Source organism: Anaerofustis stercorihominis (assembly GCF_024623185.1).
Classification (GTDB): Bacteria; Bacillota; Clostridia; order Eubacteriales; family Anaerofustaceae; genus Anaerofustis.
Genome location: NZ_JANJZK010000012.1, coordinates 38,164 through 52,956 on the forward strand (window position 1 = coordinate 38,164; position 14,793 = coordinate 52,956).

At 33.1% G+C, this 14,793-nt stretch carries 17 protein-coding genes and 2 tRNA genes; 8 read left to right on the forward strand and 11 right to left on the reverse strand.

The features are described from left to right. Positions 1-1,350: a nucleoside triphosphate pyrophosphohydrolase gene (gene mazG, locus NSA01_RS07925; protein ID WP_257480941.1), complete on the reverse strand. Its 1,350-nt coding sequence runs from the start codon at positions 1,348-1,350 to the stop codon at positions 1-3. 799 nt (positions 1,351-2,149) lie between these two features. Beyond that, complete coding sequence (locus NSA01_RS07930) at positions 2,150-2,923, reverse strand: ZIP family metal transporter (RefSeq protein WP_257480942.1); 774 nt, start codon at positions 2,921-2,923, stop codon at positions 2,150-2,152. A 209-nt stretch (positions 2,924-3,132) separates the two neighbouring features. On the opposite strand from NSA01_RS07930, the gene NSA01_RS07935 reads away from it, so the two are divergent. Beyond that, on the forward strand, positions 3,133-3,513 hold the full coding sequence (locus tag NSA01_RS07935; RefSeq protein WP_257480943.1) for a VOC family protein: 381 nt from the start codon (positions 3,133-3,135) through the stop codon (positions 3,511-3,513). An 80-nt stretch (positions 3,514-3,593) separates the two neighbouring features. On the opposite strand, the gene NSA01_RS07940 is transcribed toward NSA01_RS07935, so the two are convergent. From NSA01_RS07940 to NSA01_RS07950, 3 genes are all read right to left on the reverse strand, one after another. Beyond that, positions 3,594-4,007, reverse strand: a complete 414-nt coding sequence (locus tag NSA01_RS07940) for a secondary thiamine-phosphate synthase enzyme YjbQ (RefSeq protein WP_257480944.1) — start codon at positions 4,005-4,007, stop codon at positions 3,594-3,596. A 91-nt stretch (positions 4,008-4,098) separates the two neighbouring features. Next, positions 4,099-4,434 (reverse strand): LiaF transmembrane domain-containing protein, encoded by a 336-nt coding sequence (locus NSA01_RS07945; RefSeq protein ID WP_257480945.1) that lies wholly within the window; start codon positions 4,432-4,434, stop codon positions 4,099-4,101. Beyond that, positions 4,427-5,152: a PspC domain-containing protein gene (locus tag NSA01_RS07950; protein ID WP_257480946.1), complete on the reverse strand. Its 726-nt coding sequence runs from the start codon at positions 5,150-5,152 to the stop codon at positions 4,427-4,429. The genes NSA01_RS07945 and NSA01_RS07950 overlap by 8 nt, the downstream gene beginning before the upstream one ends. A 186-nt stretch (positions 5,153-5,338) precedes the next feature. Between NSA01_RS07950 and NSA01_RS07955 the strand changes: the two genes are divergently transcribed. From NSA01_RS07955 to NSA01_RS07965, 3 genes are all read left to right on the forward strand, one after another. Beyond that, the gene (locus NSA01_RS07955; protein ID WP_257480947.1) at positions 5,339-5,797 is read left to right on the forward strand and encodes a MarR family winged helix-turn-helix transcriptional regulator; all 459 of its coding nucleotides are present in this window, start codon (positions 5,339-5,341) and stop codon (positions 5,795-5,797) included. After that, positions 5,798-6,643 carry a DegV family protein gene (locus NSA01_RS07960; RefSeq protein ID WP_257480948.1) on the forward strand — a complete coding sequence of 282 codons (846 nt, stop codon included), beginning with the start codon at positions 5,798-5,800 and terminating at the stop codon, positions 6,641-6,643. 120 nt (positions 6,644-6,763) lie between these two features. Continuing rightward, entirely contained in the window at positions 6,764-7,408 is a 645-nt protein-coding gene (locus NSA01_RS07965) for a D-Ala-D-Ala carboxypeptidase family metallohydrolase (protein ID WP_257480949.1), read from the forward strand. A 280-nt stretch (positions 7,409-7,688) separates the two neighbouring features. Here the strand turns inward: NSA01_RS07965 and NSA01_RS07970 are convergent. The 5 genes from NSA01_RS07970 to NSA01_RS07990 form a co-directional block, all read right to left on the reverse strand. After that, positions 7,689-7,780, reverse strand: a tRNA-Ser gene (locus tag NSA01_RS07970). Between the two features lie 40 nt (positions 7,781-7,820). After that, positions 7,821-7,909, reverse strand: a tRNA-Ser gene (locus NSA01_RS07975). Positions 7,910-7,985: 76 nt separating this feature from the next. Beyond that, positions 7,986-8,798: a pyrroline-5-carboxylate reductase gene (gene proC / locus NSA01_RS07980; protein ID WP_257480950.1), complete on the reverse strand. Its 813-nt coding sequence runs from the start codon at positions 8,796-8,798 to the stop codon at positions 7,986-7,988. A 43-nt stretch (positions 8,799-8,841) separates the two neighbouring features. After that, complete coding sequence (locus NSA01_RS07985; protein ID WP_257480951.1) at positions 8,842-9,549, reverse strand: M48 family metallopeptidase; 708 nt, start codon at positions 9,547-9,549, stop codon at positions 8,842-8,844. 19 nt (positions 9,550-9,568) lie between these two features. Then, positions 9,569-10,477 carry a magnesium transporter CorA family protein gene (locus tag NSA01_RS07990; protein WP_257480952.1) on the reverse strand — a complete coding sequence of 303 codons (909 nt, stop codon included), beginning with the start codon at positions 10,475-10,477 and terminating at the stop codon, positions 9,569-9,571. 305 nt (positions 10,478-10,782) lie between these two features. On the opposite strand from NSA01_RS07990, the gene nrdR reads away from it, so the two are divergent. The 4 genes from nrdR to NSA01_RS08010 all read left to right on the forward strand — a co-directional run bounded on the left by nrdR (position 10,783) and on the right by NSA01_RS08010 (position 13,739). Further along, positions 10,783-11,247, forward strand: a complete 465-nt coding sequence (nrdR, locus tag NSA01_RS07995; RefSeq protein WP_007049790.1) for a transcriptional regulator NrdR — start codon at positions 10,783-10,785, stop codon at positions 11,245-11,247. Continuing rightward, positions 11,247-11,786, forward strand: a complete 540-nt coding sequence (locus tag NSA01_RS08000) for an NUDIX hydrolase (RefSeq protein ID WP_007049789.1) — start codon at positions 11,247-11,249, stop codon at positions 11,784-11,786. Before nrdR ends, NSA01_RS08000 begins: the two co-directional genes overlap by 1 nt. Positions 11,787-11,875: 89 nt before the next feature. Beyond that, positions 11,876-12,508, forward strand: a complete 633-nt coding sequence (gene spoIIM / locus NSA01_RS08005; protein WP_039945052.1) for a stage II sporulation protein M — start codon at positions 11,876-11,878, stop codon at positions 12,506-12,508. A 52-nt stretch (positions 12,509-12,560) separates the two neighbouring features. After that, entirely contained in the window at positions 12,561-13,739 is a 1,179-nt protein-coding gene (locus tag NSA01_RS08010; protein WP_257480953.1) for a D-alanyl-D-alanine carboxypeptidase family protein, read from the forward strand. A 47-nt stretch (positions 13,740-13,786) separates the two neighbouring features. Here NSA01_RS08010 and NSA01_RS08015 read toward each other — a convergent pair whose 3' ends face one another. Next, positions 13,787-14,743: a Gfo/Idh/MocA family protein gene (locus tag NSA01_RS08015; protein ID WP_257480954.1), complete on the reverse strand. Its 957-nt coding sequence runs from the start codon at positions 14,741-14,743 to the stop codon at positions 13,787-13,789. Positions 14,744-14,793: the final 50 nt, after the last annotated feature.

Genomic DNA, 14,793 nt, shown 5'->3' on the forward strand with positions numbered 1-14,793 from the left:
TTATTTCAATAGTAATTTAGCCTTTTCCCAATATTTTTCCAAAATTTCAGCTTTTAAGCCCGTAATATCGTTATTATCGACTTCAATCAGCTTTTCCATCATCGAAAACCTTAAAATAAACTTATTTGTTGATGCTTTTAATGCTTCTTCGCTGTTTATGTCCAGCAGTCGTAATGTATTTACAACACTGAATAATAAGTCTCCTGCTTCCATAAATAAGTTATCTTCATCATTATTTATTTCATTTTCAAATTCATTGATTTCTTCATGAATTTTATCTAGTGCTTGGTTGTAATCTTCAAAATCGAAGTTTGCATTTTTTGCTCTTGACTGAATTTTATTTGCATATAATAAAGCGGGGAATACTTTTGGAACACTTTCCATAGTCTGTGAAAAGTTAGTATAAGATTTTTCTTCTTTTTTTACTTCATTCCATACTTTACTTGTGTCTTCGCCTTCCAAGATTGTATTATCGAATACATAAGGATGTCTTCTTATTATTTTTGAACTTATACTGTCTATAACATCTCTTTCATCGAATGAACTGTTTTCTATCTCTATCTGACAGTGAAGCGCTATTTGGAGAAGTAAATCTCCCAGTTCTTCTTTTAAGTCTTCTATATTATTTCTGTCAATGGCATCTATTACTTCATACGTTTCTTCCAAGAGATGTTTTTTAAGGCTTTCATGTGTTTGTTTTCTGTCCCACGGACAGCCTTTGTCGCTTCTTAGATAAGCTATTAAATCCATAAATGAATTCAGGCTTCCCTTGATTAAAAGAAAATCTTGCTTTTTGATTATTAAAGTTATTGGGAATAAGGCTTCATCCCCGTCATTTAAGTCCTTTAACCTTATTTTGTCGAGTTTTTCTTTTCTTATTACATAAATTTCAATTTTTTTACTAAAATATTTGATTAAATGCTCTTTTACTCTATTTAAATCTTTTTTATCATTTATATTTATAAATATATTTATGCTTCCATAGTCAGGTATGTCTAAAGAGGGGTTATTTGCATTTATTACTTTATAGCTGTCCAAGTCATTATATAATATATTTGTTATGTTATCGTCTATATTTATTTCAATATTTTTATTCTCAATAAGACTATCCAGTAAATCATTCTTATTAAGAGTATCAAATATCAAACAAATATTTTCTTTATTTGAAAATTTATTTATCAGCTCTTCATAATTATTTATATCGATATATTCTATACTTTTTTTAAAAGGGAATATAATCTTTTTATTATTTTTTTCTACATATATGATTTCTGCATTTTCTATTTTATTTAAGGTATTTAAACTTAAATCTCCTACATTATTGATATTTACTATAAATATTTTTTTCATTATTGTACCTCTTTAAGTTATATAATTACATTTTATCAGAGAATATATTAAGGATACAATAGTTTATGCTTTTATTTATCCTCGATTTATGACTTTATTTATTTTTTTATTATACTTTCATCTCCTAAATAATGATGGTTTGTTGTATTATTATTTTCATTAAACTCAAATACCAATGATATTCCCTACGGAATATTTATATCTACATTATAAAATTTCTTATCTAATTTCCGTGAGCGGCTATGAGGACTCTTGTATCCTCTATTATATCTTTCTTTATTACTTTCTCGTAATAGGGGATTTCTCCTAAAATAGCGTAATTTATAGGCTTTTATGTTTTTGAAGTTAAATTTGATTATTTCTATATACCATTATGATATATAGGATTTTTTTCATCATTTTCATTTACTTTTGGCGGAAGAATATCAAATGTACGTATATGTATATCAGCTGGTTATATATGTAATATTTTGCTTGCTGGGTATTGTTATGGCTCATCAAATATTTTATCATTTTTTATAACTTAAATTTTTGATTTTTTTATAACATGAAATTTATACTATATTAAATAATATAACATTATAATCATGAACTATTCTTCTTAGGCAGTGAATATAATTAATATTAAAATCATATTCTTATTCTCATAATATATTTTTTATTTATTACATCATTTTTTCGTTATTTATAAAATATACAATTTTTTACTCGGTAAATAAGTTTTATTCAATCACTGCGATTTTTCCGTTTTAATTAGTAGATATTTTAATTTATTTTCTTATTTAATATTTGGTTGATATTATCCAAGTGCAACATCTAAAATCATCATTATAAGAAATCCTACGGCAAATCCGATCGTAGCTATATTTGAATGTTCGCCTTCGCTTGCTTCAGGGATCAATTCCTCTACTATGACATATATCATTGCTCCTGCGGCAAAGGATAATAAGTAGGGTAGGAAAGGGATTATAACAGATGATAATAATATCGTTAAAAAGGCAGCTATCGGTTCCACTATTCCAGATAAAGTTCCATATATGAAAGATTTTGTTTTGCTTATGCCTTCATTCTTTAAAGGCATAGATATTATAGCCCCTTCCGGAAAATTTTGAATTGCTATACCTATTGAAAGAGAGAGCGCGCCGAGAAAAGTTATATCTGTGTTGCCCGTCATAAATCCTGCAAATACCACTCCTACTGCCATTCCTTCGGGGATATTATGAAGTGTAACGGCTAAAATCAGCATAGTTGTTTTTTTAAGTTTACTGCTTACTCCTTCGACTTCATTGTCAAGATGCATATGCGGGATTATTTTGTCTAAACTAAGTAGAAATATTATCCCGAGTGCAAAACCCACAGCTGCGGGGATAAAAGCCAGTTTATTCATATCAGCCGACATATCCATTGAAGGTATCAAAAGCGACCATACCGAAGCTGCTATCATGACTCCTGCCGCAAATCCCAAGAGAGCTTTTTGTACAGAAGCTTTTATATCTCCTCTCATAAGATAAACCATTGCCGCACCAAGTGTTGTTCCCAGAAATGGTATCATTATTCCAATAAATGTATTCATAATCTCCTCCTTTTAAGTTAGTTTTAGCTAACCTGTATGTAAAATTTAAAGGCTTCAAGCCCTTGTTTTCTTAATAAGAATATTACTCTTTCGTTCGAAATATGTCAATATGAATGTAGCATATATAATATTATATATGAGTAATATTTTAAATTGTTAAAAATATTTAATTGTGATATAATTTTATAATAATAAAGGAGGACGATATTATGGATTTTAGATTTGGACATACTTCTCTTAGGGTATATGATCTTGAAAAAAGTTTGGATTTTTATGTTGGAGCTCTTGGAATGAAAGAGACGAGGAGAAAAGATTATCCGGGAGACTTTTGTTTGGTGTTTTTGAAAGATGCGGCTGATACATGTGAAGTGGAGCTTACTTATAATTATGACCCCGAAAAGCCATATGAAGTTGGGAATGGGTTTGCACATCTTGGATTTTACGTAAAGGATTTGGAAGCTGCACATAAAGAACTTAAGGAAAAAGGGTATAAGGTTACTGATTTTTCAGGTCTTGGGGGAAATAAGTCAAGCTTTTTCTTCGTGACGGATCCTGACGGATATGATATTGAAATTATTAGAGAAAAATAGTGTATAAATAATAATTTAATTTAGTTTTGAAAGATTTTAAATCATATAATTAAAAATAAAAGAGCAGATATCTGCTCTTTTTATAATTTTATTTCGTCGTTTTCATTTATTATATTTACAAAAAATCTTCTGTGTCTCGGTCCGTCAAACTCCGTAAAATATATTCCCTGCCATGTCCCGAGGACTAACTGTCCGTCTTTTATTATTATATTTTCACTCGTTCCTATTATGCTTGATTTTATATGAGCAGTGCTGTTTCCCTCATAATGTCTGAATTCCCTCATATCAGGGAAAAACTTATCGAGTGCAAACATCATATCCCTTACGACATCGGGGTCTGCTGCTTCATTTATGGTTATTCCCGCAGTTGTATGAGGACAGTAGATCGTACATATACCATTTTTAACTTTACTTTTTTCTACAGCTTCTCTTACTTTGGAAGTAATATTGTGGAAATTTTCACTGTCGGTCCTAAGGTCAAATTCAAATAACATAATAAACTCCTTTTTTATATTGTTAATCCCTATTATAAAGTATTTTATAATTTTAGTCTATAGTAAAAAAGACCTCAAAGAGGTCTTTATATTAATAATCAAAGAAATTGAACGTATCGTGATTGTAATTATCGTTAAAATTAAATGTAGAATCGTTATGAAATATATTGTGGTAAGAAGAAACTGTAAAATAACATGTTCCCGCTATAAGCAGAGCTAAAAATATACTTATAAATATAGTTCTTACTTTTTTGCTGGATGTAAGCAGATATACACCTATAACAACAAGGAATAAAGGCCATATAAATTCTAAAGATCTAAAAAAACCATTAAATGAAATAATGTGTATATTAAGTAAATCTAGTATATATCCGGCACCGATTAATATAAATAATACTCCTAAGATGATTTTTAAATTTTTATTCATTATCATCACCTTCTTCTTTCATTTTGATTAATTCTTCTTTGGTAAATTCTCCTTGTAAGTCCTCAGTGTCTTGATTATTTTTGTCTTCCGAGTTTTCTTCACTCGTACCCATAAATATGATTTCATCTGAAGTTTCTATAAGTTTTACTTCTTCATCTTTGTTTTCTTCTGATTTGGTTTCTTCATTTTGATTTGTGTCTTCTTTTGAATCAGAAGTTTCTTGAGTATAATTTTCTTTTTGTTTTGTATTGAAATCATCAGCTTTTTTCTTTTTTGCAGGTGCAGCTGAGGTTATAAGTAAAATACCTGCTATTAAAAATCCTATAGGAACTATAAATCTTGATATAAATTCCGGAAGGATCTTACTTAAGAATAAAACGACACCGATTATAACAAGAAAAATACCCAGATTATATTGTCTCTTGTTTTCTTTTACCGGGTTTTCATAATTGTTATCTTTTTTTGTTTGGTAATTTTGATTGTAAGATGAATTTGCGGATTGTTTTTCATTAGTGTTATATGGAGTTATAGGTTCATAAGGGATTAAAAAACATAGTAAAATGTAAATAAGGATTAATACTCCGCTTGTTGCAAATGATAAAAGGATCGTTGCGAGTCTGATAATAGTTGAGTCGATTTCAAAATATTCACCGATCCCCCCGCATACACCTCCGATATATTTGTCTTCTCTGCTTTTGTAAAGCTTTTTTTCGTTCATAACGTCCTCCAATTATTATTTTGTCTTATTATATGTTATATAGTATAGGTGTAAGATAAGATATGAATTAATTAAACATTAAAAACAAATTAAAAAGAATTTTATCAAAAAATACTTTATTTGATTTTAATATGAAAACAGAGTATAATTTAAGTAATTTGATAGTCAAAGTAGCTAGGAGCGAACATGAATAAAGAGGAACGTATATTAAATGAATTTTTGGTAGAAAGTTTCAATGAAATTTTAAAAGTAGAAGAGGGAGCTTTAAAAAAAGGAAAATTTAAAAATCTTTCAATCAGAGAAATGCATGTTATCGAAGCTGTTGTAAAAAACGAAAAAAAAGGAAACAATACTTCTTCAAATATTGCAAAAACTTTGGATATAACTCCCGGAACCCTTACTATAAGCGTAAATAGTTTAGAGAAAAAAGGATATTTATTAAGAGAGAGGGATATACATGATAAGAGAGTAATAAATATTTATACTACTAAAGCAGGTAAACAAGTTGAAGAAAACCATGCAAAATTTCATGAAAATATGGTCAAAGAGATGCTTGATTTTTTTCCTGAGGAAAAGAGAAAAATATTAATGGAAGCTGTTGTTGAATTGGAAAAATTCTTTAAAAGCAGAAAGAAGGTAGATTAAATGGTAAAGATTGTTGTTGACAGTACATGTGATTTAAGTAAGGAGCAAATCGAAAGGCTGGATATAACGGTGGTGCCTTTGAGTGTAAGGTTTGACGATGATGAATATTTGGATAGTGTTACGATAAATAATGAAGAATTTTACGAAAAACTCATATTGACAGGGGATGATATGCCTACAACTTCTCAGCCGAGTCCAAAGAGTTTTGAAAAAGTATTTAAGGAATATGTGGATAAGGGTGACGATGTCGTTGCTATCCTTGTATCATCCAAATTAAGCGGAACACTACAGTCTGCATTCAATGCAAAAATGGAAGTCAGCGAAGATAAAATTTATTTAGTCGATTCGAGGATTGCCAGTTTTGGAACCTATTTATTAATTAGTGAAGCATGTAAGCTAAGAGATGAGGGGAAAAGTGCTTCTGAAATCGTTATTAAAATAGAGCATATGATAAAAAATTTAAAGCTTTATGTTTGTTTAAATACACTTAAGTATTTGGTTTACGGAGGAAGGATTTCTAAGGCAACCGGAGTTGTAGGGACTATGCTTAATATTAACCCTATTTTAGAGGCTGTCGACGGAGAACTCGTTCAGTCAGGAAAAGTAAGAGGTAAAAAACTTTCTTATAAATTCATGTTAGAGAAAGTAAAAGACGATATAGATACTTCATATCCGGTTTCTTTCGGTCATGCTCATGCTCATAAGGCAATAAAAGATTTTGAAAGTTTTATGCTGGAGCATGTTGATATAAAAGATAAAGAAACTGTTTCAATAGGACCTACTGTGGGTACTTACTCAGGTCCAGGAGCTATAGGCATAGCATATATTAAAAAAGAAGAAAAATAAATAATTATAGTTTTCTTTGACTTAAATTCAGCACCTTAGGGTGCTTTTTTATTTTGAACACAATTAATTGTTTTTTCATACTATAAATAGAAGTAATATTCCTGTGTAGGAGGAAAAATAATGAATGTGATTACATATTACAAATCAAAAGACGGTGAGAATGAAGTTCCCGGTGCTACTCATTTTAAAATCAAGGAATTTGCCTGCCATGACGGAACCGATAAGATATTTATTGATATAGATCTTGCTAAAAAGTTAGAAAAAATAAGAGTACATTTTAAAAAAGCCGTCCATATAAATTCAGGTTACAGGACTGTAGATTATAACAGAAAAATAGGAGGAGCAAGTGGAAGCTATCATACAAAGGGAAGAGCTTTTGATATATATATCAGTGGAGTTGATGTAAAAACTATAGCAAAATATGCAGAAGCTATAGGATTAAAAGGAATAGGCTGTTATCCGAACGCGAATTTTGTTCATATAGATTCCAGACCTTCAAAGTTTTTCTATTATTATACTAATTATTATCGCTCTGTAAGAACTTTTGGAGGTAACCCTTCTTATTATCCTGTTATTTCAAGGGGAAGCAGGGGAGCGTATGTTAAAAAAGCTCAAAATAGATTGATAAAAAAGGGATATAAAATATCGGCGGATGGTATTTTTGGTTCATCGACACAAAATGCGGTAAAGAAATTTCAAAATAAATCGGGACTTACGGCTGACGGTATTGTAGGTAAAAATACTTGGAAGTTATTATATAAATAAAAAGGACTTAGATTAGCTCTTTTTTAGTGTTTGTATACGCCTGCTAAAGCAGATTCCGCGCCCCGCACCGCCCTCACATACCAAAATGCAAATCCAAAGATACAATAATTAAACACAGTAATAAGTAAAACTCTTCACATTAAAAATCAAAATAATATACCAAACAAAACGTCTTTAGATATGCAGTCTGAAATGATACCAAATAAAATATAAAATATAAAACCACCCTAAAAAACAATAAAAAAAACATCTTACATAAGTAAGATGTGAAAATACATAATGGCGGAGAAGGAGGGATTTGAACCCTCGCGCCGCTTACACGACCTATACCCTTAGCAGGGGCACCTCTTCGGCCAACTTGAGTACTTCTCCGTAATCCGAATAAAAAAAAAGATATTCAGTTTAATCTTAATGGCCGAGAGGGTGGGATTCGAACCCACGTGGGCTTGCACCCTAACGGTTTTCAAGACCGCCCCGTTATGACCACTTCGGTACCTCTCGGGATTCATTAAGCTTAACTATATTATCATATAGAATTATTTTTGTCAACATAATAAGCCTTAATTATAAAATATTTTTATTTATTCCCGCTCATTTCCTTTGACTTTTCGATACTCGAAAGAAGTGCATCTATTACATTACCTCTAAATCCAGAGTATTCGAGAGCATTTATTCCTTTTATGGTCGTTCCCCCCGGAGAACATACATTATCCTTTAATTTTCCGGGATGTTCCTTCGTTTTAAGGACCATCTTTGCCGCCCCAAGAACCATCTGTGAAGCGAGCTTGTAAGCCATTTCTCTCTTAACTCCGCTTTCCACCGCCGCGTCCGCCAAAGCTTCTATGAATACATACACAAATGCAGGTCCGCAGCCGCTTAGGCTACCCGCAGTATCTATCAAGGCTTCTTCAACGACCTCGCTTTTACCGAAGCTACCGAATATCCTAAGTACGTCTTCAAGATCTTCAAAATCAGCATTCTCCCCGGGACATATAAGGCTCATTCCCTCCATTACCATTGCGGGAGTATTCGGCATGGTCCTTATAAGCCTTATTTTCTTACCAAACATCTTTTCGACGTTTTCTAATGTCTGACCCGCCGCTATGGTGACTATCAAAGTATCATCACTTACACAGTCCTTTATTTCGTTTATTACTATATGATAAGCATTGGGCTTTACCGCAAGGAATAAAATGTCGCTCTTTTTCGCAACTTCCTTGTTGTCCATGGTAACATTTATCCCATATGTATCTTGTGCATTTTTAAGGGTTTTATCCGTGGAAGCGCTGGCGATTATATTTTTTTTATCAGCCACACCCCCGTCAATGATCCCTCCTGCCATGGCTCTTGCCATATTTCCAAACCCTATAAATCCCACTATCTTGTTCATAACACTATCTCCTTTTAATATATTTCTTCTTTCATCAATGATATTATACCAAAAACCACGTATCTTTAAAGAAAAAATCGCTTTTTAATTCTTCACAAAATTTATCGTACTCGGGACACATTTTGTATAAGGTACGATAAAACCACTTTTGGTGATTTCTGAACCTCATATGGCACATTTCGTGAAGCAGTACGCTTTTTATTATATCCTCGGAGTATTTCACCAGACATACGTTTAGGCATATCCTGTCCGTCTTAACGGAATAACTTCCGAACCTTGTCTTCATTATCCTTGTCCTTAAAGTAAATTTCCTTCTTATACCCACTTCTTCCGCCCTCAGTTTACATTCACAGATGAGCTTTTTGTTCAGTATATCATCAAAAGTCTTTTTAAGATAATCGTTTATGAGCACAGTTTGATATTCTATGTCATCTTCTTTTGAATATAAGATAAATTTATCTTTTTCAAGGTCTATTTTATCCTCATCGGATTTTATCACATCTATCTTATACCTTCTGCCCAGTATACCGATCGTCTTGTCCTGAAGGTCATCCACCTCAGCATACCGCTTTTTCATTATTTCTATTCTCTTTTTTATCCAGTCGTCTTTGAGCCTGAGTACGTTATAGACCCCCTGTGTCGTAAGCTCCTTATTCGCATTTACCACCACATTCAAATCTTTGTCTATTCTTATATATAAGTTTTTTATATTTTTTCTGTTTATTATTACGTTATAATCCAAATCATTCATTTACTAAAAATACTTCCTCTTACTTAAAATACTTTCTCATCAAATAAAAACTAAATCCTACCACGGAAAGGCTTAAAAATATAACCAGCGGATATCCGTACTTCCACGCAAGCTCCGGCATATATTTAAAGTTCATCCCGTACCACCCCGCAATGAGTGCAAGTGGAGAGAACACTGCGGTGATTATCGTAAGGGTCTGCATCGTCCTGTTCTGCTTTATATCCGCCTGTGCCTGATACAGATCCCTGAGATGCCTTGTATATTCCATAAGCATATCTACTTTCCCGTTAAGCCTTACGACTTTATTTGTAAATATCCTGAAAAGCCCTTTATATCCGTTTATGAATATGTCCTCTTCGTTCTCCTCAAATACCATACCCATTTCTATAAGCTGGTCGTAGTAATTGCTGAGTACCAACAGCTGTCTTTTCATATTTACTATAAAATAATTGAAGTTCTTTAAGTCTCCCGTTAAGACCTTGTCTTCGATTTCGTTTATGTTCGTCTCGAAATGCTCCAGATATCCCAAATCCCCGCTTATGAGTATATCCAAAAAGTCGTATAAAAAATGTGATATGGACGGATTTTTCCATTCTCTCTTCTCTTTTATACTTTCTATTATGGGTTTTACAACGTTGTCGCTGTCGATAAAATATATCCTATGATTTTTTATATAATATCCGAACTTCCCCTGCTTTAAATCTTTTCCCATTTTGGGGATAAAGAAAGTCCCCACTATTACATCTCTGTATACTTCTGATTTTGAAAAGTTTATATTGTCAAAATCCGCATAATATGTCGGTATGCCTTTATCACGGCACGCCTCGTGCCACTGCTCGAGAGTAAGCAGTATCACCACATCGTCTTTCTCACTTACATTATCTAAACTTTCTATCTCTTTAAGTTCATTGTCTACTTTATAATACATCGTCTCACCTCGGTACATCTATAATATCACATTCAATATTATAATCTTAATTTATTTATGATTAACAAAAAATAATAAATAATTACTATAACAATTAAATAAATTGTTTTATATTTATTTTAGAACAAATATATGAGTTCGTATCATAATTATAAGAATACAAAATCATATTAATTAATATGTATTATAACATAATAATAAAGGTAATGTATTCATATTAAATATTGAAAAACTCGTTTTTTTGGTATATAATTTTACTATAAATAGGGTATACATATTTACTCGCTGCGAAAGGGGAAATAAAAATGAAATGTCCACACTGCGGTTATATAGAAAGTAAAGTAATAGATTCCAGACCTACCGATGATAATACTGCGATAAGAAGACGAAGAGAGTGTTTATCTTGTGCACAGAGATTTACAACGTATGAAAAAGTAGAGACGATACCTTTGATAGTGGTAAAGAAGAACGGTACCAGAGAGTCTTTCGACCGAAACAAGCTAATGAACGGCATCATAAAATCATGCGAGAAGAGACCGGTCTCCATTGAGCAGATAGAGCATATGGTAAATGATATAGAAAGCGAGATACAAAAAATCGCTAAGAAGGAAGTTTCTTCGACTGTTATAGGGGAAGAGATAATGAAGAGACTGAAAGACGTCGATGAAGTTGCTTACGTAAGATTTGCTTCGGTTTACAGACAGTTCAAAGATGTGAACAGTTTTATGGATGAACTCAAGACTATGTTAAGTGACAGAGGAAATAAATAATGGAGATAGAAGAGAAGATAGTAAAAAAGGAAACTTTGTTCAAAGGAAATATATTTGATGTAAGGTGTGATACTGTCATACTTCCAAACGGCAGGAAAGCAACGAGAGATAATCTTGAACACTGTGGTTCATGTGCTGTTTTTGCAGTAACGAATGATAATAAGCTTGTACTCGTAAAGCAGTACAGAAGTGCGATATTTGATGTTACGACTGAACTTCCAGCCGGTAAGCTGGACAAAGGAAATGAAGGCAGGATGGAAGCCGCAGTGAGAGAGCTTGAGGAAGAGACGGGATATAAAGCGGGGAAAATGGTACATTATTTCGATATGCTCTCAGCCGTAGGGTACTGTGATGAAGTGATCTCGGTTTATCTTGCCACTAACTTAAAAAGGACAAAGCAGAATTTGGATGATGATGAGTTTTTGAATGTAGTGGAAATAGACATCAAAGAATTTAAAGAAAGTGTATTAAAAGGCGAGATACGCGATGCAAAGACGGTTGCGGGTGTAATGAGATACTGTTTGGAAAATAATATATAAAATTAATCATAAATCAGAGAATGGGACATACCCTTTAGTATCAGGGCATGTCTTTTTTATTGTTCTTATTAAATCAAAAGGTTGAATTTATGATTAGAGAATTTATTAATTATCATTTTAAAGAAAACAAAAATAAATATTTATTTTTCCTGTTCGTATTCATACTAGGTATTGCGATAGGGGGAGTTACGATATATTTTCTAAGCAGCGAACAGATAGAAGAACTGGTAAACTATATCAATTCTTTCTTTTCTCTTCTTACCAAAGATACTTCCACCATAAACAGCAAGGAAATATTCACATCGACGCTATTAAGAGATGCGAAGATATATGTGTTTCTATGGATACTGGGGCTTAGTGTTTTAAGTCTTATCTATTCAATAAGCATAGTGTTTTACAACGGATTTTTGCTGGGGTTTACGAATACGTTTTTCATATATAAATTCGGTCTTAAGGGGATACTTTTTGCACTGGCTGTTCTTATAGTTCAAAACCTTATAAAGACCGCCGCCCTATTATTTGCTTCCGTCACGGCTTCTTCCTTTAAATACATAATCCAGAAGAACAATAAGAGCCGTTACAAGCAGGTGAACAATTCCGCTTTTTATATAAGGTATACGATTTATATAGTTATGGCATTTTTGCTTAATGTCCTCGGTATATATATAGAAAGCTATGTCGTGCCGATGTTTATTGTAATATTTTCGTCTGCATTTTTATAAAAGAAATAATATTTTTTGATTTACATAATAATTATTTATTAGGAGGATAGATATGTTGAAAAAAATAGTTAGTTTAATTCTTTCATTTTCACTCATTTTCACATCTTCGTCTTTTGTATTCGCAAAGGAAGAGAGTAAGAATGAAGTTGATATGGATATTCAGAGTAAATCGGTCGTACTAATGGATGTGGGAACGGGGAAAGTTTTATATGAGAAGAACAAAGACGAAAAACTTCCTCTTGCCAGTGTCACCAAGGTAATGACGATACTTCTCATTTTGGAAGCGGTAAATAACAAGACCATAAATATGAGCGATATGGTGACGATTTCCGATTATGCGAGTAAAATGGGGGGAAGTCAGTTATTTATGGAAGAGGGGGAGATGAGAAGTGTGGATGAGCTTTTGAATGCCATAATCATCGAGAGCGCAAACGACGCATGTGCGGCTATGGGTGAATTCGTGGGAGGAAGCATAGAAAAATTCGTACTTATGATGAACGACAGAGCAAAGGAACTGGGGATGAAGAATTCTCACTTCGTAAATTCCAACGGACTGCCGGCAGATGACCATTACTCATCCGCTTATGACATTGCTCTTATGACCAAGGAAGTATGCAAGTATCCCGATATATTCAAGATAAGCTCCACTTGGCAGAAGACCATAAAAATAGGCAAGAAGAACGACAAGGAAAGGACACTTAGCAATACAAATAAGCTCCTTAGGATGAACGACAAGGTGGACGGACTAAAGACGGGGTATACCACAGACGCGGGGCACTGCGTATCCGCAACGGGAAAAGAAGGGGACTTGAGGCTTATTGCAGTTATACTTCATGCACCGGATTCAAAGACCAGATTTGCCGAAGCAAACAAACTTTTAAATTACGGTTTTAGCACATATAAGGCTGAAAATGTAGTTGAAAAGGATAAAGTTATCGCAGATATAGAGGTGAATAAGGGAAATAAAGACAAGGTAAGCGTTGTAGCAAAAGACAGCATATCTACCCTGATGAATAAGAACGAAAATAAGGAATATAAATCCGATGTAAAGCTTGATAGTAAAAAGATAAACGCTCCCGTTAAAAAGGGCGATAAGCTAGGGACGGTCACCGTAAGCGACGGCGATAAAGTCATAGGCACTTCGGATTTGATTGCGAGCGAAGATATCCAAAGAGTCGGGGCATTTGACTTTATAGGAAATACTTTTAAGCAGTTTGTTATGATGAGATAATTGATTCAATAAAAAAGCTCCATAAAGGAGCTTTTTAAGTAAAAATATTAACATTTCCAAGATTTTTGTATCTCTTCCAATATTTCCACAGAGTGCAAAGTCATATCTTTTGTCATTATATCGCTTTCTGTCATTCCTTTTTCTATGCATTCGTTAAAGTGCTTTACTTCATATGTCATTTCACATGTCATCGGATAAGAGACTTCTTTTTCTTCTCTGTCGTCGTAGTAGTGTATAGTCATTTTGTCCGCTCTGTAGAAGTTATCCATTTCTATGTATCCTTCGCTGCCGTAGATAAATAACTTGTTTAGTAACTTTACATATCCCGAAATCTTGCTTGTTGCCAGTGCTTCGTTACCTATTTTGAAGTTTAGTATACACTCTTTATCTCCGCCGAACTCTTCACTTTTAAGCCTCATTCCGGAGTATAATGAAATTGGTTTGTTGAAAATATATTCAAGGTATTCTATGCAGTATACCGCATTCGTGAAGAACACTCCGCCTCCCTTTGATAAATCAAGGGTCCACGCATTGTAGTCTCCCGGGAATGATGTTGCAAAATCCAGCAGTCCCACATCTCCTATTTCCTTATTTTTGATTATGTCCTTTACCATGTTTGTTATAGGAAGGAAAATTTCTTTTTGCGCTTCAACGAGGAACAGTCCCTTTTCCTTTGCAAGGTCGAATAACTCTATTGCTTCTTCCTTTTTTAGTACCATAGGTTTTTCGCATACTACATGCTTTCCCGCATTCAAAGCGTCTTTTATATTTTGATAATGAAGGAAGTTTATCGTTGCGATATAAATAACGTCGATGTCCTTATCTTCATATAATTCTTCGTAGCTTCCGTAGTATTTTTCGATGTTTAACTCTTCCGCCTTTTGTTTTGCTTTCGCTTCTCCTCTCGAAGCTATCGCCGTGACTTCTCCGTTTCCGCTTTCTCTTACCCCTTTTACAAATCTCGGAACAATGGATGCCGTACTTAAAATCCCATATTTTATCATAACCGTTCTCCTAAAATAAAAATATAGGTATATTATACACTACTTTAAAA